The 21,113-nt window shown below is 59.5% G+C and carries 19 protein-coding genes; 17 read left to right on the top strand and 2 right to left on the bottom strand.

Annotated features, from left to right (window positions below; all coding sequences use genetic code 11):
• Window positions 1-269 precede the first annotated feature (269 nt).
• Window positions 270-1,079 (bottom strand): type I methionyl aminopeptidase, encoded by an 810-nt coding sequence (gene map, locus ACSQ83_RS12340; RefSeq protein WP_436228302.1) that lies wholly within the window; start codon window positions 1,077-1,079, stop codon window positions 270-272.
• An 891-nt stretch (window positions 1,080-1,970) separates the two neighbouring features.
• On the opposite strand from map, the gene ACSQ83_RS12335 reads away from it, so the two are divergent.
• From ACSQ83_RS12335 to ACSQ83_RS12255, 17 genes are all read left to right on the top strand, one after another.
• Window positions 1,971-2,198 (top strand): hypothetical protein, encoded by a 228-nt coding sequence (locus ACSQ83_RS12335; RefSeq protein WP_414948361.1) that lies wholly within the window; start codon window positions 1,971-1,973, stop codon window positions 2,196-2,198.
• Window positions 2,199-3,352: 1,154 nt separating this feature from the next.
• The gene (rpsB, locus tag ACSQ83_RS12330) at window positions 3,353-4,105 is read left to right on the top strand and encodes a 30S ribosomal protein S2 (protein ID WP_031364008.1); all 753 of its coding nucleotides are present in this window, start codon (window positions 3,353-3,355) and stop codon (window positions 4,103-4,105) included.
• 257 nt (window positions 4,106-4,362) lie between these two features.
• Window positions 4,363-5,244 carry a translation elongation factor Ts gene (tsf, locus tag ACSQ83_RS12325; protein ID WP_165093098.1) on the top strand — a complete coding sequence of 294 codons (882 nt, stop codon included), beginning with the start codon at window positions 4,363-4,365 and terminating at the stop codon, window positions 5,242-5,244.
• Between the two features lie 421 nt (window positions 5,245-5,665).
• Window positions 5,666-6,379 carry a UMP kinase gene (gene pyrH / locus ACSQ83_RS12320; protein ID WP_165088963.1) on the top strand — a complete coding sequence of 238 codons (714 nt, stop codon included), beginning with the start codon at window positions 5,666-5,668 and terminating at the stop codon, window positions 6,377-6,379.
• Window positions 6,380-6,474: 95 nt separating this feature from the next.
• Window positions 6,475-7,035 (top strand): ribosome recycling factor, encoded by a 561-nt coding sequence (gene frr, locus ACSQ83_RS12315; RefSeq protein WP_089159881.1) that lies wholly within the window; start codon window positions 6,475-6,477, stop codon window positions 7,033-7,035.
• 64 nt (window positions 7,036-7,099) lie between these two features.
• Window positions 7,100-7,882 carry a polyprenyl diphosphate synthase gene (uppS, locus tag ACSQ83_RS12310; RefSeq protein WP_414948363.1) on the top strand — a complete coding sequence of 261 codons (783 nt, stop codon included), beginning with the start codon at window positions 7,100-7,102 and terminating at the stop codon, window positions 7,880-7,882.
• Entirely contained in the window at window positions 7,876-8,709 is an 834-nt protein-coding gene (locus ACSQ83_RS12305) for a phosphatidate cytidylyltransferase (RefSeq protein ID WP_414948364.1), read from the top strand. Before uppS ends, ACSQ83_RS12305 begins: the two co-directional genes overlap by 7 nt.
• Window positions 8,710-8,727: 18 nt before the next feature.
• A complete protein-coding gene (locus ACSQ83_RS12300) occupies window positions 8,728-9,933 on the top strand; it encodes a 1-deoxy-D-xylulose-5-phosphate reductoisomerase (RefSeq protein WP_436228301.1) in 1,206 nt (401 codons plus the stop codon).
• Window positions 9,934-9,940: 7 nt separating this feature from the next.
• Window positions 9,941-11,326, top strand: coding sequence for an RIP metalloprotease RseP (gene rseP / locus ACSQ83_RS12295; protein ID WP_436228300.1), 1,386 nt, complete (start codon window positions 9,941-9,943; stop codon window positions 11,324-11,326).
• Between the two features lie 100 nt (window positions 11,327-11,426).
• Window positions 11,427-13,739 carry an outer membrane protein assembly factor BamA gene (gene bamA / locus ACSQ83_RS12290; protein WP_436228299.1) on the top strand — a complete coding sequence of 771 codons (2,313 nt, stop codon included), beginning with the start codon at window positions 11,427-11,429 and terminating at the stop codon, window positions 13,737-13,739.
• A gap of 203 nt (window positions 13,740-13,942) precedes the next feature.
• On the top strand, window positions 13,943-14,461 hold the full coding sequence (locus ACSQ83_RS12285; RefSeq protein WP_414948368.1) for an OmpH family outer membrane protein: 519 nt from the start codon (window positions 13,943-13,945) through the stop codon (window positions 14,459-14,461).
• A gap of 16 nt (window positions 14,462-14,477) precedes the next feature.
• Complete coding sequence (gene lpxD / locus ACSQ83_RS12280; protein WP_436228298.1) at window positions 14,478-15,605, top strand: UDP-3-O-(3-hydroxymyristoyl)glucosamine N-acyltransferase; 1,128 nt, start codon at window positions 14,478-14,480, stop codon at window positions 15,603-15,605.
• A gap of 100 nt (window positions 15,606-15,705) precedes the next feature.
• Window positions 15,706-16,194, top strand: a complete 489-nt coding sequence (fabZ, locus tag ACSQ83_RS12275; protein ID WP_299715542.1) for a 3-hydroxyacyl-ACP dehydratase FabZ — start codon at window positions 15,706-15,708, stop codon at window positions 16,192-16,194.
• Window positions 16,195-16,247: 53 nt separating this feature from the next.
• The gene (lpxA, locus tag ACSQ83_RS12270; RefSeq protein WP_414948370.1) at window positions 16,248-17,036 is read left to right on the top strand and encodes an acyl-ACP--UDP-N-acetylglucosamine O-acyltransferase; all 789 of its coding nucleotides are present in this window, start codon (window positions 16,248-16,250) and stop codon (window positions 17,034-17,036) included.
• Between the two features lie 11 nt (window positions 17,037-17,047).
• On the top strand, window positions 17,048-18,214 hold the full coding sequence (gene lpxB / locus ACSQ83_RS12265) for a lipid-A-disaccharide synthase (protein WP_414948371.1): 1,167 nt from the start codon (window positions 17,048-17,050) through the stop codon (window positions 18,212-18,214).
• A 68-nt stretch (window positions 18,215-18,282) separates the two neighbouring features.
• Window positions 18,283-18,939, top strand: coding sequence for a ribonuclease HII (gene rnhB, locus ACSQ83_RS12260; protein ID WP_436228339.1), 657 nt, complete (start codon window positions 18,283-18,285; stop codon window positions 18,937-18,939).
• Window positions 18,940-18,948: 9 nt separating this feature from the next.
• Window positions 18,949-19,737: a TrmH family RNA methyltransferase gene (locus ACSQ83_RS12255; RefSeq protein WP_414967001.1), complete on the top strand. Its 789-nt coding sequence runs from the start codon at window positions 18,949-18,951 to the stop codon at window positions 19,735-19,737.
• A gap of 388 nt (window positions 19,738-20,125) precedes the next feature.
• Here the strand turns inward: ACSQ83_RS12255 and ppsR are convergent, their stop codons facing one another.
• Window positions 20,126-20,944, bottom strand: coding sequence for a posphoenolpyruvate synthetase regulatory kinase/phosphorylase PpsR (ppsR, locus tag ACSQ83_RS12250; RefSeq protein ID WP_062086846.1), 819 nt, complete (start codon window positions 20,942-20,944; stop codon window positions 20,126-20,128).
• Between the last annotated feature and the right edge of the window lie 169 nt (window positions 20,945-21,113).

The following is a 21,113-nucleotide window of genomic DNA, read 5'->3' as shown; positions in this document are numbered from 1 at the left end:
TCTCCCTGACGCAGTATCTATACAGCAAGCTTAAGCTGTCTTTAACCCGGGCGAAATGATTGGCTTCAACGATTCGGCGCAGATTAACGACGAAAATTCAAAACGGGAAAAGCGCTTGCCGGACGGAATGCGATCCAGGTGGCGCGATCTGACCGCTTAAAAACCGTCCAAAACACGATGCGTGCACTGCACGGCCACGCTTCGCTAAATCAGCAACGCGACCGCTCAAACGCAGAACCCCGGCACTCGGGTTCTGCATCAGATCGGCTTCAGGCCGTCGCTGCGATCAGTTGCGATGGCGCTTGCGTACCCGCCGACACGGTCAGCACGTCGTAACCCGTCGGCGTGACCAGCACCGTATGCTCCCATTGTGCGGACAAGCTGCGGTCGCGCGTCTTGACCGTCCATTGGTCAGGCATGGTGCGGATATCGCGGCGACCGGCGTTAATCATGGGTTCGACGGTAAAGATCATGCCCGCTTCCAACTCGATGCCCGTGCCGGGCCGGCCGTAATGCAGCACCTGCGGGTCTTCGTGGAAAACCTTGCCCACACCGTGGCCGCAATACTCGCGCACCACGCTGTAACCCTGCGCTTCGGCATATTTCTGGATAGCGTGCCCAATATCACCCAGATGCGCACCCGGCTTGATCTGGTCGATCCCGAGCCACATGCAGTCGAACGTGGTTTGCACCAGGCGTTTCGCCATGATCGACCCTTCGCCGACCAGGAACATCCGGCTGGTATCGCCGAAATAGCCGTCCTTGATCACGGTGATGTCAATGTTCAGCGCGTCGCCGTTTTTCAGCGCCTTGTCGCCAGGAATGCCGTGGCAAATCACGTCGTTCACCGAGATGCAGGTCGCTTTCGGGTACGGCGGATAGCCGGGCGGCTGATAATTCAGCGGCGCGGGCACCGTGCCTTGCTCCTTCACCATGTATTCGTGGCAGAGCCGATCGACTTCGCCCGTCGTCACGCCCGCGACAATATGCGGCGTGATGAAGTCGAGGACTTCGCTGGCGAGGCGGCAGGCGATGCGCATTTGCGCGATATCGTGATCGTTTTTCAGCGTAATGGACATTAATCCCTCAGAAGCCTTATGGAATAGGGGTTTCCTAGTTTGTCGGATCTGGATTAACGCAAATTCGACCAGAATTCCACCAACAGGTACGAAACCACCAGCCAGCAGGGTTTTTTACGGGTAAGCGGTGGATGTTCTCACCAGTAACCCGGCAGACCGCTGCATTTCGGGCCGAATCGGCCATTTTAGCACCGGTCTGCCTGATGGACGGGCTGACTGCTTTCGAAATCAAATGCGCGGCCCGACTGCTGGTTGCTGCCAGGCCTGACCTTTGAAACGGGACTTTTCTATGAGCAGGTCATTGACTCGGTCAGGCGCGTCAAACTGGAATTAGTGAGGTCTTCCATCTGACGTTTATCGCTTCTGTTCGGCTGATTCTCATGGCGAGGGATAGTTGCAAATGGCCAAGTCCGCCAGCGTCGGTTTTGCGCTAACTGCATACGCCGGTCATCCAGCTTGTCCCGTTCATTCGAAAGAATCGCACCCCCCGCAATTTCGTCAACGATCGATACTGGACAGATCGCACTAGCGCTTGTCGCCTTTGTGTAGCCTGCGAGCTGGTAAAAATCATTCACCAGCCAAATCCCGGATGGTTCGGCCCACTAACCGTGTGCGCCGAAAAATCCAGCCGCCACCGCATGCGCCAGCAACATCGGTGGATTCTTCTAACGCGTACCAGGCACATACTGCGCAAGCCGCCGCGGGCACGGACAAACGGGCGTCATATCAATTACACAGGACAACAGAAGGACAAAAAATGACTAGGCTTCACGAATCTATCGTGCAGTCCCGTTTTAGCGTCACATTTTTTCGTTAGGTACAATTGCGGCCCACGACGGCTCTAGCAATCATCCGACAAATATTATGGTGAACTCATCGACAGGACTACCAATGCACGCGCTCATTGACAGAGAGCTGACACACATTGAAACGATTATTCAGCACTCACTGTCAGAAATCGAACTCAATCCTTTTTTAACCTCAGACTATTGGCGCAAACGGCTCTCCGATATATTGGATTGCATCGAGCGGTCGCCCTACCTGCTCCGTCGCGCCGACGCCCTATTCGTCGCACTTGATCAATTCGACGAGCAGTGCGCGTTTTTGGAAAAGCCGTAAAGAGTGTCCTAGAATTTATGGGTGGGGAATGCCCATAAATATTAAGCGGACACTGACATGCATGCCATTCCTGTTCCATACAAGGGTTGGATCTTGCTGCCCTTGGCCGTCGGTTCTGCGGGGTCATTTGCGTCCATGCTGGTTCTTCGATCACCTGACGGCCATCATCGCGCTATCGGTTCGCTTGGGGATTTTGCCACTGAGAATGAAGCCTGCGAGTGTGCGATCAAATATGGGCGGACGACAGTTGATAAGCAGCACTACAAAAAGAATTCCCACGCGCGAAGGGCGGTAGCATGACGTAACCGCACGCAATCGTTGGCTCTTACCTCGTCTGCTCCTCGTCCGCTTTCTAGCCGATTTCTGCTCCCCTGTCGACTGCGCTCTGCTCCCCTGTCGACTGCGCTCTCAGTTGCGCGGAAGTCGCGCGGACTCTGCTGCGATGAGTGTCGGCAAACATCAAGCGACGCCGATCAGAGCGGGGTTATCGCATGAGCGATAGCGAAACGCATTGCCGCAGACTGTCGGCGCTGAACACGGGGCCAAACAGCCGGTAAGGCAAGCGCCACACACGAACACTCTCAGGCGGGATGTGCAGCCGCCTGCGATTGCCCGCGGCGAGCCAAGGAAGAGCGGGTGGCTGCCTTCCGAACCCGAAACCGTGTCTTAGGCCCGATGTCGGGCTTGTAAGGTTTTGCTTTCGATTGGGTGTCTGAGGAGCCAATTTCAGGTGCTGATGCAAGCTCGAGGGGCGGGGGCATGACTGCCATTCTTGGAAGTGTGAGAAATCCCACGCAATTTTTACCGATCGCAAGGGCGCCTTTAGCCCTCGGCGAGGCGACTGGGGACAGCCATCTCTGCGCCTGTTCGGATGAGCGGACATCTTGAGCCGCGTCATTTGAGCGTGATATACTCGCTGGCTAAGTCTGCATCTACTTTGTAATCGTCTTCTCTATAGGTCTTCCCAAGGGTCTCCCTGAAAACAACGTTTTCTCGGGAAGCCGGTGCGAAAGGCGTGCAGAAAGATCGGACTTTGAATCGCAAGCCGGCGCACCCAGGGTGTCCGGCGCTCCGGTCCGGGGAAACTCGGCTAAGAAACACGGGGCGCCCGATGCGGCAGCCGACTTAAGACCTAACCCTCGCGGAGAACTCTCATGGCAGTAACAATGCGTGAAATGCTGGAAGCCGGTGTCCACTTCGGTCACCAAACTCGCTTCTGGAACCCGAAAATGGCACCGTTCATTTTCGGTCATCGCAACAAGATTCACATTATCAACCTCGAAAAAACGCTGCCGATGTACAACGACGCGCTGAAGTACGTGCGTCAACTGGCGGCCAATCGCGGCACGATTTTGTTCGTTGGCACGAAGCGCCAGTCGCGTGACACGGTGGCAGAAGAAGCGCAACGCGCTGGCATGCCTTTCGTGAATGCACGCTGGCTCGGCGGCATGCTGACCAACTTCAAGACGCTGAAGGTATCGATCAAGCGCCTGAAAGACATGGAAGCAGCGCTGGAAGCGGGTGAAACGGAACGCATGAGCAAGAAGGAAGCGCTCCTGTTCGAACGTGAAATGGCCAAGCTGGTTAAGTCGATTGGCGGCGTGAAGGACATGGGCGGCATTCCGGACGCAATTTTCGTGGTTGACGTTGGTTACCACAAGATTGCCGTGACCGAAGCCAAGAAGCTGGGCATTCCGGTTATCGCCGTGGTCGATACGAACCACTCGCCGGAAGGCATCGACTACGTGATCCCGGGTAACGACGACGCCAGCAAGGCAGTCATGTTGTACACGAAGGGCGTGGCCGACGCGATCCTGGAAGGCCGTTCGAGCGCAGTGAACGAAGTCGTGCAGGCTGTTCGCAGTGGTGATGGCGACGACTTCGTGGAAGTCAACGCAGAAGCGTAAGTCTCTGCATAAGACGCCGACATGATGGTTTCGGCAAAAAAGGGGGCTTTGCGAAAGGCCCCCTTTTTTTAACCGACGGCAACTGCAACATAAAGTAATGACGGCAGTATTCGTGGGCAGCAGAACGCGAAACAGTTGTGAAGTACGCGAGAAGTATCAGGCAACACCCCCATTCTGGCTGCGGGCAATTCTCGCCGGCGGCGCGTGTCAATAGTGCGATACGTGCGAAAGCACGGCACAGACTCAAGGAGCAAATGATGGCGGCAATTACCGCAAGCATGGTGGCAGAACTGCGCGCAAAGACCGACGCGCCCATGATGGAATGCAAGAAGGCGCTGACGGAAGCTGAAGGCGACATGGAGCGCGCTGAAGAGCTGCTGCGCGTGAAGCTGGGCAACAAGGCAAGCAAGGCAGCATCGCGCGTGACGGCTGAAGGCATCGTGACGTCGCACATCGCCGACGGCGTGGGCGTTTTGGTCGAACTGAACTGCGAAACCGACTTCGTTGCGAAGAACGACGACTTCCTGGCGTTTGGCAAGGCTGTCGCTGAACTCATCGCGAAGAATCATCCGGCTGACGTGGCCGCTCTCTCGGCCCTGCCGCTGGAAAGCTCGACTGTCGACGCAGTGCGCCTCGCGTTGATCGGCAAGATTGGCGAAAACGTCTCGGTTCGCCGTTTCGTGCGTTTTGAATCCGCCAACAAGCTGGCTTCGTATCTCCACGGTACGCGTATCGGCGTGCTGGTCGAATTCACGGGCGCGGACGAGCAGGTCGGCAAGGACGTTGCCATGCACGTTGCTGCAATGAAGCCGGTTTCGCTGTCGTCGGACGACGTTCCGGCGGAATTGATCGCGAAGGAACGCAGCATCGCTGAGCAGAAGGCTGCGGAATCGGGCAAGCCGGCTGAGATCGTTGCGAAGATGGTCGATGGCAGCGTTCAGAAGTACCTGAAGGAAGTCTCGTTGCTGAACCAGACGTTCGTTAAGAACGACAAGCAGACGATCGAACAGATGTTGAAGGCGGCAGGCGCGTCGGTGCAGAAGTTTGCGTTGTTCGTCGTCGGCGAAGGCATCGAAAAGCGGACGGACGACTTCGCTGCCGAAGTGGCCGCGCAAGTTGCTGCTGCCAAGCAAGGCTAAAACTTCAAACGGCGGTCACGGTCACGGTTGCGCAGGCGTTAAGCTAAAGCAGGCGCATCAAGCAACCGTAAAGCAGTGGCGCGAGGCGAATGCGCGCAGCAGTGCGGTGCAGCATCAGCCGGCCCGTCAACCGGGCCGCTCGAAGCCGGCTCACTGACCGCCGAGTCAAAAATGCAGTAAAAAGCAGTTGAATGCGAGTCTGGCGTCACCGTTCGTCACCCATCGGGAAACGTCAGCCTCGCGCCCTCATGGCGGTCAAAACCGCGCCGGACGGGCAAACCGGGGTTGATTCAGGTTGACCGCCTGGTAAATCCGTTACGCCGCCGCGGCTTGTCCAATATGGGATGCTTGCCGGAAATATCGTTTCACCCCTACAGTTCTACGTTGTTGCACTCCCTCTCGGCGCGATCGGAACCCTCATATGCCCACAGCCTACAAACGCGTACTCCTCAAACTCTCCGGCGAAGCACTAATGGGCGACGATGCCTTCGGCATCAATCGCGCGACAATCGAAAGGATGGTGGCAGACGTCGCGGAAGTGGTGCGCATGGGCACGCAACTCGCGGTCGTCATCGGCGGCGGTAATATTTTTCGCGGCGTGGCCGGTGGTGCGGCCGGCATGGACCGTGCGACCGCCGATTACATGGGTATGCTCGCCACCATGATGAACGCGCTCGCATTGCAGGACGCCATGCGTCACGCCGGTATCGAGGCGCGTGTGCAATCCGCGCTGCGCATGGATCAGGTGGTCGAGCCGTATATTCGCCCGCGCGCCATTCGCCAACTCGAAGAAGGCAAAGTGGTCATTTTTGCGGCCGGTACGGGCAATCCGTTCTTCACCACCGACACAGCCGCTGCGCTGCGCGGCTCGGAAATCGGTGCGGAAGTCGTGCTGAAAGCGACCAAAGTGGATGGTGTATATTCCGCCGATCCCAAGAAAGACCCGAGCGCCACGCGCTATAGCACGATCAGTTTCGATGAAGCGATCGGCAAGAATTTGCAAGTAATGGACGCGACGGCGTTTGCGCTGTGCCGCGACCAGAAGCTGCCAATTCGCGTGTTTGCGATCAATAAGCCGGGCGCGCTCAAGCGCATCATTCAGGGCGACGACGAAGGTACGCTCGTCCACGTGTAAACTCTCGCGGTGACAAAGGGTGAGGGCGGGCGCGGTCCCATGGGAACTGCGCCGCCACCGCCGGCACTGCACGCAATAAAAGTACGGAGGCTCAAATGAGTGTGGCTGACATTAGGAAGAGCGTCGATCAGAAGATGCAGAAGTCGATCGAAGCGTTCAAGAACGATCTTGCCAAGATCCGCACGGGCCGCGCCCACACGGGCTTGCTGGACCATATCCAAGTGGATTACTACGGCTCGAGCGTGCCCATTTCGCAAGTGGCGAACATGACGCTGATCGACGCGCGTACGATCGGCGTTCAGGCGTGGGAAAAGAAGATGGTGCCGGTGGTGGAAAAAGCGATTCGCGACTCCGACCTGGGCCTCAACCCGTCCAACCAGGGCGATCAGATCCGCGTCCCGATGCCTGCGTTGACGGAAGAACGCCGCCGCGAGCTGACGAAAGTCGTCAAGAGCGAAGGCGAAAACGCCAAGATTGCGGTACGCAATCTGCGTCGCGACGCTAATGAGCAACTGAAGAGGCTCGTGAAGGACAAGGAAATCTCCGAGGACGACGAACGCCGTGCAAGCGATGACGTCCAGAAGCTCACCGATAAAAACGTCGCGGAAATCGACAAGCTGGTTGTGTCGAAAGAAGCCGAAATCATGACGGTTTGAGACCGTTTCCGGTCTCTTGCGTCGTGCCGGCGCGTCACTCTGTCGATACTTAGATTCAGCGGCCATGACCTATACCAGCTCTACCGTTCGCGTACCCGATGTCGCGGCTATCCCACGTCATATCGCGATCATCATGGACGGCAACGGCCGTTGGGCGACGCAACGGCGCCTGCCGCGCGTCGCCGGGCATACGCGCGGCGTCGACGCCGTGCGGGCTACGGTCGAAAGCTGTGCGCGCCAAGGCGTCGAATTCGTGACGCTGTTCGCTTTCAGTTCCGAAAACTGGCGTCGCCCGACCGACGAAGTTTCCTTTCTCATGCGCCTGTTCGTGACGGCGCTGGAACGGGAAGTCGGCAAGCTGCACGCCAATGGCATCCGTTTGCGCGTGGTCGGCGACACCTCCATGTTCGACGACCGTATCCGTGCGCTGATCCAGCGCGCCGAAACCAAGACAGCGCGCAATACGCGGCTGACGCTGACCATCGCCGCGAATTACGGCGGCCGCTGGGACGTCATGCAGGCGGCAAAAAAGCTTGCGGAACAGTCGGTTCTGGAAGGCCGTGTCGTTCCAGTTGACGAAGCGGCGTTCGAGCAGCACCTCGCCATGGCCTACGCGCCCGAACCCGACCTGTTTATCCGGACGGGCGGGGAGCAGCGCATCAGCAATTTCCTGCTGTGGCAGATGGCGTACACCGAGCTCTATTTCACCGATACCTACTGGCCCGATTTCGACGCCGAAGCACTGGCTCGCGCGATCGAATCGTATGCTGAGCGCGAACGCCGCTTCGGGCGCACCAGCGCGCAGCTCGAACCGCAATCGCAGAAGGCCGACACCCTTTCATGCTAAAGACCCGTGTCATCACGGCAATCGTCCTGCTGGCAGTGCTTCTGCCAATCACGTTATTCGCGCCAGTCGGCGTTTTCGCGGCACTGATCGCCGTCGTGGTCATCTTTGCTGCCTGGGAATGGGCGCGCCTGCTCAAGCTGGGCGGCGGGTCGCCGGTGGTGTACGCGGTGGTTGCCGGCATGGCGCTGATCGCCAGCACGCGGCTCGGGCTGGGTTACAAACCGCTGTATCAGATGGCGGCCATATTCTGGGTGCTGGCCGGGCCGTTCGCGCTTGCGCGCAAGCCCGCTCTCGCCGACGGCGCCTGGCGCGTCTTCCTGCTGTTCGCCGGCATTGTGACGTTCGTGGCCTGCTGGCATGCGCTGGTGGCGGCCCGTGCGGTCGGGGTGGCGTTCGTGCTATCGCTTCTCCTAGTCGTATGGCTGGCCGACATAGGCGCATACTTCGCCGGAAAAGCGTTCGGCCGTCATAAACTCGCGCCATCCATCAGTCCGGGCAAAACCCGCGAAGGCGCGGTGGGCGGCTGGCTGGCGGTCATGATCGTCGGCTCTGCGGGCGCGGCCACGCTGGTTTTTGCGCCGACACTTTTTTCGGCGCTGGTGGCGCATCTCGGCTGGGCCGGCGCGCTTCTGTCGCTGACGGTGCTGACCGTATTCAGCGTAATTGGTGACCTGTTCGAATCCCTGCTGAAACGCCAGGCTGGCGTCAAGGACTCGAGCGGATTACTGCCCGGGCACGGTGGCGTTCTCGACCGGATCGACGCCTTGTTGCCCGTATTGCCGATCGCACTCCTGTTGCTCGGTCCTGTTGCCCAGTCAATCGGCTAATCGGCTAAAGAAGGAATTATGCAAAAACGTCTGACTCTGCTCGGTTCCACGGGCTCGATCGGCGAAAGCACGCTCGACGTCGTGGGACGGCATCCGGACCGCTTCAAGGTCTACGCGCTGACCGCGCATCGCAACGGCGACAAGCTCGTCGACCAGTGTGTGCAGTTCCAGCCGGAAGTGGCCGTGGTCGGTGACGCCGATACAGCAGCGAAGGTCGCCGCCGCGCTGCGCGCCCAAGGCTGCAAGACCGAGGTGAGCTACGGTCCGCAAGCGCTTGTGGACGTCTCCGAGAGCGCGAGTTGCGACACGGTGGTCGCGGCTATTGTCGGTGCTGCCGGCTTGGCGCCTACGCTGGCTGCCGCGCGTTCGGGCAAGCGCATCCTGCTGGCCAACAAGGAAGCGCTGGTCATGTCGGGCAAGATTTTCATCGACGCGGTGCACGACAACAACGCAGTCCTGCTGCCCGTCGATAGCGAGCACAATGCGGTATTCCAGTGCATGCCGCGTGAGATAGCGCTGCACGGCGGGGTATCGAAGATCATCCTGACAGCGTCCGGCGGCCCGTTCCGCACCCGCGATCCGTCTACTCTGCGCCGCGTCACGCCCGACGAAGCCTGCAAGCACCCGAACTGGGCCATGGGCCGCAAGATTTCCGTCGATTCCGCCACGATGATGAACAAGGGCCTCGAAGTAATCGAGGCCCATTGGCTCTTCAACGTTCCGGGTTCGCGCATTGAAGTGCTGATCCATCCGCAAAGCGTGATTCATTCTCTGGTTTCATACGCGGACGGTTCCGTGCTCGCGCAGCTCGGCAACCCCGACATGCGTACGCCGATCGCCTATGCGCTGGCGTTTCCGGAGCGTGTGGATTCAGGCGTTGCTCAACTTGATCTTGCACAAATTGCAACACTTACCTTCGAGAAGCCTGACCTGAAACGTTTCCCTTGCCTCGCGCTCGCGCTGCAGGCGCTGGAAGCCGGCGGCACCGCGAGCGCGGCGCTCAACGCGGCCAACGAGGTCGCGGTGGAGGCGTTCCTTGCTCGCCGTATCGGCTTCATGGCGATCGGGGACGTGGTCGAGCGCGTACTGAATGCGTTGCCGAACGGCAGTGCATCCACGCTCGATGAAGTGCTCGCCGCCGATGCCGAAGCGCGTCGCCTGGCAGGCGAGTTCGCTGCTTTGCTGACAGCCGACGCGCCGCACGCCGAACGCGTCCTGCATTGAGGTCGCCATGAACTTCCTGATCGAAATCGTTGCATTTGTGGTGGCTATCGGCGTGCTGGTCGTCGTCCACGAGTTCGGCCATTACAGCGTCGCGCGGATGTGCGGCGTCAAGGTCCTGCGATTTTCGGTCGGGTTCGGCAAGCCGCTCGTGAAATGGGTCAGCAAGACCAGTGGCACCGAATGGACGATTTCGGCGCTGCCGCTCGGCGGCTACGTGAAGATGCTCGACGAGCGCGAAGCGGAAACGAGCATTCCCGAAGCCGATTTGCCGCGCGCATTCAATCGTCAGCCGGTGTTCAAGCGGATCGCCATTGTTATCGCGGGACCGGTGGCGAACTTCATCCTCGCCATCTTGCTGTTTGCCGGCGTGTTCGCGGGTGGCGTGTCGGAGCCTGCTGCCATTATCGCCACGCCCGCGCCCAATACCGTTGCCGCCAAGGCGGGCTTCGAGGGCGGCGAGACAGTCGTTTCAATGCGCGATGTGCAGAGTGACAGCGATGCAAGCGGCGAGACGCATAAGGTGCGCTCATGGTCCGACCTGCGCTGGAAACTGCTCGACGCGTCATTTGATCATCGCCGGGTGGTGCTGACGGCCAGGACGAACAGCGGCACGTTCGATTTCCCGGTGAGCGTGGGCAAGATCGACGATCAGGATGTCGACCAGGATTTCATGGACAAACTCGGTTTCGAGCCGGGTGGCGGAACGTTGGCGGTAGCCGGTGTGGAAGCGGGCAGCGCGGCCGCGAAAGCGGGCTTGCAGGCCGGCGATGTGTTGCGCGCTATCGACGGTAAAAAGATCGATAACGCGATGGGTTTTATCGAGTACGTGCAGCATCGTCCGGGTAAGCCGGTCTCGCTGACCGTTGAGCGCAACGGCGCGCAGCGCGTAGTGCAGATCGTGCCGGAGCTCAAGCAGGACACTGCCACGCACCGCGATGTCGGCCGGATCGGCGCGTCGCTCGCGACCCGGATTCCGTCGGTGGACGTGCGTTACGGTCCGGTCGAAAGCCTGCAGCTGGGCGTGAAGCGGACCTGGGACATCAGCATTTATTCGCTGCGCATGTTCGGGCGGATGATCACGGGCGAAGCATCGCTGAAAAATCTTTCGGGGCCGGTGACGATCGCCGACTACGCCGGCAAGAGCGCGCGGCTTGGATTGTCGGCGTTTCTTTCATTCCTCGCGCTCGTGAGTATTAGTCTCGGCGTCTTGAACTTGTTACCGATTCCGGTTCTTGACGGTGGGCATCTGTTATATTATTTGGTTGAAGCCGCAACCGGCAAGGCCGTGTCAGATCGCTGGCAACTGGTTTTGCAGCGGGCGGGTCTTGTTTGCATCGTTGCGTTGTCGATGATCGCACTCTTCAATGACCTTGCCCGTCTGATCCGCTTTTGATCCGGCTTGGGCGTTCACCTTGATCCTTTTCCATCTTGTCTGGCGGCGCTTGAACGAACGCCGTCCGGCTTGATGCAGCTATACACACTGGGGAAGCACGTTGTTCAAACCTCATCGCTTTGTTCCTAAGTCGGCTGTGGCCGCAGCATTGGCCGCAACCGGAATGGCGGCGCACGCGACAACGCCGTTTGTCGTGCAGGACATCCGGATTGACGGCCTTCAGCGCATTGAACCCGGTTCGGTATTCGCCTACTTGCCTATCAAGCAGGGCGACACGTTCACCGACGACAAAGCCTCCGAAGCAATTCGCGCGCTTTATGCAACGGGCTTCTTCAACGACGTCCAGATCGCCACACAGGGCAACGTGGTGGTGGTGCAGGTGCAGGAGCGTCCGGCCATTTCGCAGATCGACTTCTCCGGGATCCACGAGTTCGAAAAGGACAACCTAACGAAGGCGTTGCGCGCAGTGGGCTTGTCGCAGGGCCGCTCGTACGACAAGGCACTCGTCGACAAAGCCGAGCAGGAACTCAAGCGTCAATACCTGACGCGCGGGTTCTATGCAGCCGAAGTCACGACTACCGTGACGCCGGTCGACCGTAACCGCGTGCAGATCCTGTTTTCGGTGGCTGAAGGTCCGAGCGCGAAGATCCGCCAGATCAACTTCATCGGCAATAAGGCGGTCAGCACGAGCACGCTGCGCGACGAGATGCAGCTGTCCACGCCGAACTGGTTCTCGTGGTACACGAAGAACGACTTGTACGCGAAGGACAAGCTCACGGGCGACCTTGAAAACGTACGCTCGTACTACCTGAATCGCGGTTATCTCGAGTTCAACATCGACTCGACGCAGGTGTCCATCTCGCCCGACAAGAAGGACATGTACCTGACGATCGCGCTGCACGAAGGCGAACCGTACAAGATCAGCGCGATCAAGCTCTCGGGTAATCTGCTTGACCGCTCGGCCGAGTTGACCAAACTCATCAAGATCAAACCAGGTGACCGTTTCTCGGCCGAAAAGCTGCAGGCGACCACGAAGGCCATCGTCGACAAGCTCGGCGAATATGGTTATGCGTTCGCGCAGGTCAATGCCCAGCCGCAGATCAATCAAGCTGAGCACACCGTTGACCTGACGCTGAATGTGGATCCGAGCCGTCGCGTGTATGTGCGGCGCGTGAACATCGTCGGCAATACGCGTACCCGTGACGAAGTGGTGCGTCGCGAAATGCGTCAGCTCGAAAGCTCGTGGTTCGATTCGAGCCGGCTGGCGTTGTCGAAGGATCGCGTGAACCGTCTCGGCTACTTTACCGATGTCGACGTGACCACGATTCCGGTCGAAGGCACGAACGACCAGGTGGACGTGGACGTGAAGGTCGCTGAAAAGCCAACCGGCGCGATTACGCTCGGCGCGGGTTTCTCGTCAACGGACAAGGTGGTGCTGTCGGCCGGTGTGTCGCAGGACAACGTGTTCGGTTCGGGTACCAGCCTTTCGGTGAATATCAACACGGCCAAGACGTATCGGACGCTGACGGTGACGCAAGTCGATCCGTACTTCACCATCGACGGCATCAAGCGTATTACCGACCTGTACTACCGCACGTATCAGCCGCTGTATTACTCCACGGATTCCAGCTTCAAGATCGTTACCATTGGTGGTGACCTGAAGTTCGGCATTCCGTTCTCGGAGCAGGACACTGTCTACTTCGGTGCGGGTCTTGAGCAGAACACGCTCGATATCGATTCCGCTACGCCGCAAAGTTATATCGATTACGTGAAGGAATTCGGCCGCGTCGTGAACAACGTGCCGGTGACGGTGGGCTGGTCGCGTGACAATCGTGATAGCGCGCTGGTCCCGAGCCGCGGTTATTACACGCAGACGAACTTCGAATACGGTACGCCGGCGGGTAACACCACCTACATCAAGGCCGACGCGCAAGCGCAGTATTACTATTCGTTCGCGCGCGGCTTCGTACTCGGCTTCAACTTGCAGGGTGGCTACGGTAAGGGCCTGCAAGGCCAGACGTACCCAATTTTCAAGAACTACTATGCTGGCGGTATCGGCTCGGTTCGCGGGTATGAACCGAGCTCGCTGGGTCCGCGTGACACGACCACGGGCGACCCGATCGGTGGTTCGCGCATGGCCGTGGGTAACATCGAGTTGACCTTCCCGTTGCCGGGTACGGGTTATGACCGCACGTTGCGCGTCTTTACCTTCCTCGACGGCGGTAACGTCTGGGGCGATCCGGGTCAGGGCGGTACCAGCACGGGCGCGAACGGCCTGCGGTATGGTTACGGTTTCGGTCTCGCGTGGATCTCGCCAATCGGCCCGCTCAAGTTGAGCCTGGGTTTCCCGGTGACGAAGCATGCCGGCGACCAGTATCAGAAGTTCCAGTTCCAGATCGGTACGGCGTTCTAAACCGCGATCAGGATGTGTTGGTGGCCCGGTTTTCCGCTCTTGTTGCGGAACCGGGGCGCCGGACGCAGTGGCTTAACTGGGTGATCTGATTGCGTGCCTTGATTCAACGGATTGAGCAAGACAAGTCAGTGGAGTAAATAAGTAACGTGAGGAAGACTTTGCGAACCGGTAAGCTTTCGAAACATGTAGCGTTGGCGCTTGTTATGTCGGTGACGCTCGGCCTGATGGGTGCCGCCACGGCGGACGCGCAAGAGACCCGGATTGCAGCCGTCAACTCCGATCGAATCTTGCGTGAGTCGGCAGCGGCCAAGGCTGCGCAGAGCAAGCTCGAACTGGAATTTTCGAAGCGCGACAAGGCATTGCAGGACATGGCAGCACGTCTGAAGACCATGTCGGACGCGATGGACAAGAACGGCGCCACCATGGCGCCTGCCGACCGTGCTGCCAAGCAACGCGATTTGTCGCAGCTCGACCAGGACTTCCAGCGCAAACAACGCGAATTTCGCGAAGACTTGAACCAGCGTCGTAACGAAGAACTTGCTGCAGTGCTGGACAAGGCGAACAAGGTCATCAAGCAGATTGCCGAAGCGCAGCATTACGACCTGATCGTGCAGGAAGCAGTGTACGTCAGTCCGCGTATCGACATCACCGATCAGGTGCTGAAGGCGCTGGCCGCAAATCAGGCGAGCCTGTCGACCAATCCAGCTAGCAGTTCGAACTGATCGGGAGCGGTATCGGATGGCATCAGACAGCACGATTTCACTGGGTGAACTGACGCAGCGCTTCGGCGGAGACATAGCAGGCGATGCAGCGCATCGCGTGAATGGCCTCGCGCCGCTCGACAAAGCGGGCCCCACGCAACTCGCTTTCCTCGCGAACCAGAAATATCTGTCTCAAGTGGAAAGCACGCAGGCCGGTGCGGTGCTGATTTCCCCAGCGGACCTGGAAAAAGTGGCGGCGCCGGAAGGGCGTAACTTTATCGTCACGGCAAATCCCTACGCTTATTTTGCACGTGTGGCGCAGGTTTTCATCGACCTCGCCACGCCGCCGGTCGAACCCGGCGTGCATCCCACGGCGTTTATTCATCCGGGTGCGAAGGTGGCGGCGAGTGCCGTGATCGGGCCGCACGTGAGCGTGGACGCGGGCGCTGAGATTGGCGAACGTGTGAAACTGGACGCGGGCGTGAGTATTGGCCGGGGCGTGAAGCTGGCCGATGACGTCCATCTTTATCCTCACGTGATTGTCTATCATGGCTGTAAGCTCGGCGCGCGCGTGATCGTGCATGCAGGCGCGGTAATCGGTGCGGACGGTTTTGGCTTTGCCGCGGATTTCGTCGGCGACGGCGACGCGCGCACCGGTAGCTGGGTCAAGATCCCGCAAGTCGGCGCGGTGGTTGTCGCGCAGGACGTGGAGATCGGTGCAAACACCACGATCGACCGGGGCGCTATGGCCGACACGGTGATCGAGGAAGGCGTCAAGATCGATAATCAGGTCCAGATCGGGCATAATTGCCGGATCGGCGCTTATACCGTGATTGCAGGCTGCGCGGGCATTGCGGGCAGCACGAACATCGGGCGGCATTGCATGATCGGCGGCGCAGTGGGCATCGCGGGCCACGTGACGCTGGCGGATTACGTGATTGTCACGGCGCAGTCGGGCGTATCGAAATCGCTGCTGAAGCCGGGCATGTACACCAGCGCGTTCCCTGCCGTGAATCACGCCGACTGGAACAAGAGCGCCGCCATTGTGCGCAATCTGGACAAGTTGCGCGAACGCATCAAGACGCTTGAAGCGACCGTAGCTGCGGGCACCAACCCGGATAACACCGCGGATAACATCCCGGGCAGCACTTCAGGCAAGCACTAAGACGGTAAAAACCGGCATCCCACGCGAGTCCGTTTGTTAGGTTCTGACAAGCGGTCTCGCAGTCAACACCCGCGCTGTGAAGCGCGCGAGCAGAACGACTATGAGCACCGAAAAAATCAATCTAGACATTCACAAGATCCTCACGTTGCTGCCGCATCGGTATCCGATCCTGCTCGTCGATCGTGTACTCGAACTCACGCCGCATCAGAGCATCAAAGCGCTGAAGAACGTGTCGATCAACGAGCCGTATTTCCAGGGTCACTTCCCGACACGGCCCGTGATGCCCGGCGTGCTGATTCTTGAAGCGCTTGCGCAGGCAGCCGCGCTCCTGACGTTCGCCGAGGAAAAGGAACCGCACGATCCTGAAACGACTCTGTATTACTTCGTGGGCATCGACAAGGCGCGCTTCAAGCGCGTGGTCGAACCCGGCGATCAGCTGATCCTGAACGTGAACTTCGAGCGCTATATGCGCGGCATCTGGAAGTTCAGCGCGCGTGCCGAAGTGGACGGCGCAGTGGCAGCGGAAGCCGAACTGATGTGCACCGTAAAGAACACGGCCGCCGACACGAAGACGCCTGGCACGCCATAAAAGGCGCGGCAGAGCAGGGCAAACTCAGCAACAGAACACCCAAGCGAGGGCGCATGAGCAAGATTCACCCTACCGCGATTATCGAGCCGGGCGCGCAGCTCGACGAATCCGTCGAAGTCGGCCCGTACGCGATCATCGGCCAGCACGTGCAGATTGGCGCGCGCACGACTATCGGCTCGCATAGCGTCATTGAAGGGCATACGGTCCTCGGCAGCGATAACCGCATCGGCCATTACGCATCGGTCGGCGGCCGGCCGCAGGACATGAAGTACAAGGACGAGCCGACCCGGCTTGTGATTGGCGACCGCAATACTATCCGCGAATTCACGACCATTCATACCGGCACGGTGCAGGATACGGGCGTTACCACCATCGGCGACGACAACTGGATCATGGCGTACGTGCATGTGGGCCATGACTGCCAGTTGGGTAACAACGTCATCATGTCGAGCAACGCGCAACTGGCGGGGCACGTGATCATTGGCGACCACGCCATTGTGGGCGGCATGTCGGGCGTGCATCAGTTCGTGCGCATCGGCGCGCATTCCATGCTGGGTGGCGCGTCCGCGCTTGTGCAGGACATCCCGCCGTTTGTGATTGCTGCCGGTAACAAGGCTGAACCGCACGGTATCAATGTGGAAGGGCTGCGCCGGCGCGGTTTTTCGGCTGAGGCTATTTCCGCGCTGCGTTCGGCGTATCGCGTGTTGTACAAGAGCGGCGCGACGCTCGAAGAAGCGAAGGTGCAATTGCGCGAACTCGCGTCTGCAGGTGGCGATGGTGATGCGCCTGTCACGGCGCTGGCTGATTTCATCGACGCGTCGCAGCGCGGCATCATCCGTTGACCGAGCGCCCAATGACGCTGGCTCCCGCCCCTCTGCGCGTAGCGATGGTGGCGGGCGAGCCGTCGGGAGATCTGCTCGCGGCTTCCCTGCTTGAGGGTCTGAACCAGCGCTTGCCGGCCGGGACGCAGTTCAACGGGATTGGTGGTCCACGCATGACGGCGGCCGGTTTCGATGCCCACTGGCCGATGGACAAGCTCACCGTGCGCGGGTATGTCGAAGCGCTGAAGCATATTCCCGAGATCCTTGGCATCCGCAACGAGCTCAAGCGGCAACTGCTTGCGGAACCGCCGTCGGTGTTCATTGGCGTGGATGCGCCCGATTTCAATTTTGGTCTCGAACACGCGTTGCGCGATGCCGGTATTCCGACGGTGCATTTCGTGTGTCCGTCGATCTGGGCATGGCGCGGCGGCCGGATCAAGAAGATCGTCAAAGCAGTCGATCACATGCTGTGCGTGTTCCCGTTCGAAACGGCGCTGATGGAGAAGGCGGGCATTGCGTCTACCTACGTGGGCCATCCGCTCGCCGATGAAATTCCGCTCGTGCCTGACGTTGAGGGCGCGCGCCGCGCATTGGGCTTGCCGGAAGGCGGTCCGATCATCGCAGTGTTGCCGGGCAGTCGACGTTCGGAGATCGCGTTGATCGGCCCTACGTTTTTCGACGCCATGGAGCTCATGCAGCTTCGCGAACCGGGCGTGCGTTTCGTGATGCCGGCGGCGAATGCCGCGTTGCGCGAACTGTTGCAGCCACTGGTGGCCGCGCATCCGAATCTCTCGCTGACGATTACTGAAGGCAAGGCCCAGGTTGCGATGACTGCCGCCGACGCCATTCTGGTCAAGAGCGGCACGGTGACGCTGGAAGCGGCATTGCTCAAGAAGCCGATGGTCATCTCATACAAGGTGCCTTGGCTGACGGGCCAGATCATGCAGCGGCAGGGTTATTTGCCGTATGTCGGCTTGCCGAACATCCTGGCCGGGCGGTTTGTCGTGCCGGAAATTCTGCAGCATTTCGCGACACCCGAAGCGCTGGCGGACGCGACGCTGAAACAGTTGAACGACGATGCAAACCGCGCGACACTGACGGAAATCTTCACGGAAATGCACCACGCGTTACGTCAGAACACGGCTCAGCGTGCGGCGGAGGCGGTGGCGCAGTTGCTGGAAACGAGGAGGCCGCGGTAATGGCGAAGATCGTCGTGAAAGGCGCGGTTCGGCGGGCGGTGCAGCCTGCGTTCGACTTTGATGTCGATATGCCGTCCGACGTCATTTGCGGCGTGGACGAAGCCGGCCGTGGCCCGCTGGCCGGTCCTGTGGTTGCGGCGGCGGTGATCTTCGATCCATCGAAACCTAAAATTCGCGGACTTGACGACTCGAAGGTGCTGAGCGCCAAGAAGCGCGAGGAGTTGTACGAGAAGATCATCGACCGGGCGCTGGCCTATTGCGTGGCTTCGGCGACGGTCGAGGAAATCGATACGATCAACATTCTCCACGCTACCATGCTCGCGATGAAACGAGCGGTGGAAGGGCTGTCGGTCGCGCCGACGGTGGCGAAGATCGATGGCAACCGGTGTCCTCAATTGTCGATGCGTTCGGTGGCGGTCATTGGTGGCGACGCGTTGATTGCGCAGATCTCTGCAGCGTCAATTCTGGCCAAGGTCACGCGCGACCGGATGCTGCTGCAATTGCACGATGTCCATCCCGTTTATGGTTTCGATGCCCACGCCGGTTACGGCACGCCGCAGCACTTGAGGGCGTTGCTTGAACATGGCCCTTGCGAGCATCATCGGCGTTCGTTTGCGCCCGTTCGTGAAGCGCACGCGCGCTTCGGTCTGCCGCTGCCGGTTGTTGCTGCGCAGGCGCTGGAAGCGGCTGCTGCGGAACAGGGCATCGACTCTCCTCCGTTCTGAATTCCCCCAGTGAAATCCATTACCTCGCGGGATAACCCGCTTTACAAGCGGCTGAAGGCGCTCGCCGGATCGACCGCGCAGCAGCGTCGCAGTGGTCACGCGTTGCTCGAGGGGCTGCATCTGGCCAGCGCATATCTTGATGCAGCTGGGCAACCTGAGACGTGCGTTGTGACCGAGGGTGCGCTTCAGCATGAGGAAGCGCGGCAGATTGTCGATCGGATGGATCCTGCGCACGTCTATACGTTACCTGATGCTTTGTTCGGACAGCTATCGAGCGTCGTGCATGGCATAGGGATGGTGTTGCTGGTCGAGAAGCTTGAGCTGTTGTTGCCTGAGCGCATTGCAGAGACGTGTCTGGTTCTCGATGGTATCCAGGATGCTGGCAATGTCGGATCCATTTTGCGGAGTGCGGCGGCGGCTGGCATTCAGCATGTGTTTTGCGCGCCCGGGACGGTGTATGCGTGGTCATCGAAGGTGCTGCGCTCGGCGATGGGCGCGCATTTCCTGCTGGGCATTTACGAGGACGTTGAGCCGGCGGAATTAACGACGCGACTCTCGCCTGAAGTACGCGTGACGATCACTGATTCGCATGGTGCGGAGGCGATCTACGATGCCGATTTGTCTGGGCGTGTGGCTTGGGTCATGGGCAATGAGGGGGCGGGTGTTTCGCCGTTCTGGCGCGACCACGCAACGTTGCGAGTGACGATACCTCAGCCGGGCGGGATGGAGTCGCTGAATGTGGCGGCGGCTGCGGCGATCTGCATCTTCGAGCAGTGCCGTCAGCAGCGCCTGCGCTAGGAGATGTGCATCGCGGGAGGTTGTCCGCGGATAGCGCGGGGTGGACCAGAAGCAGGTTCAATCACTGGCGGCGAAGCGTGGGGTATCCGTGTTCGGAGAAGGAGGGTTTCACACATCGGTGGCTCTGGCGAGCACCGTGCTTTTGGGGCACCCATGAATGAAAACTGCACGCTGTGGACACTTAGGGTAGAGCGGTGAAAGCGTTTTCTTTGCTTCATTTCTTTTTCGCTTTGGAAAAAGAAATGACGCGCTGCCACGCGCAGTGGCTAATAGAGCGAAAAAGATCAGCCAGAACGGAACCCGCGAAAACCTGGAAAGCAGCAACCTGGCACCAACCCCGACCGCTGCCCTCAAGAACCCAAACCCCGTCCACCGGCGCGAGCAAAACCTAGTAGTACGAAGGCCGCTCCAACCGAATCTCCTGCAGGATAGTCGTAGCGATTTCCTCAATCGACTTATGCGTCGACGATAACCACTTGACCCCTTCGCGTTTCATCATCGCTTCGGCTTCGTTGATTTCATAGCGGCAATTTTCCAGCGCAGCGTACTTACTCCCCGGCCGCCGCTCGTTGCGAATCTCCGCCAGCCGCTGCGGATCAATCGACAATCCGAACATTTTCTCCCGATACGGCAACAACGGCGTAGGCAACCGCCCGCGTTCGAAGTCTTCCGGAATCAGCGGATAGTTCGCGGCCTTGACACCGTACTGCATCGCCAGATAAAGCGACGTCGGCGTCTTGCCGCTGCGTGATACGCCAACCAGAATCACATCGGCATCGGAGAGATTGCGATTCGACTGGCCGTCGTCGTGCGCGAGCGAAAAATTGATCGCTTCGATCCGATTCTTGTATTCGTCGGTATCCGCGTTCTGGTGGACCCGGCCCATTGCGTGCGTCGACTTGATGTCGAGTTCCAGTTCCAACGGTTCGATGAAAGTCTGGAACATGTTCAGCACCAGCGCATTCGAGCGCTGCACGATCTCGTTGGACGCGCTGTCAACAAGCGTAGTGAACACGATCGGCCGGCGGCCATCCAGCGACACGGCCTCGTTGATCTTCGCGATGGTCGCATGCGCCTTCTCGGTCGAATCGACAAACGGCACGCGCACGAGCCGGAATTTCTGGTCGAACTGGGACAGGATCGAATGCGCGAATGTTTCGGCAGTGATCCCGGTGCCATCGGAAACGATGAATACGGTGGGCGGCATCGGCGTTGAGTGACGTAATTGAACTGACGGTGATTATGATCGGAGAATGCAACTCACGGGAGCAACTTGCGGGACGGTCAGCAGATCTGCGCGAAAGGTCTGCAACAGGTCTGCAAAAGGTCCGCAAAAAGCCCTCATGCAAGCCGCGGCAACGACGGGCGGCGAGCGG

Origin of the sequence: Caballeronia sp. LjRoot29, from assembly GCF_964252755.1 — a bacterium.
GTDB lineage: Bacteria > Pseudomonadota > Gammaproteobacteria > Burkholderiales > Burkholderiaceae > Caballeronia.
This window is presented reverse-complemented; position numbering and strand designations above follow the sequence as displayed.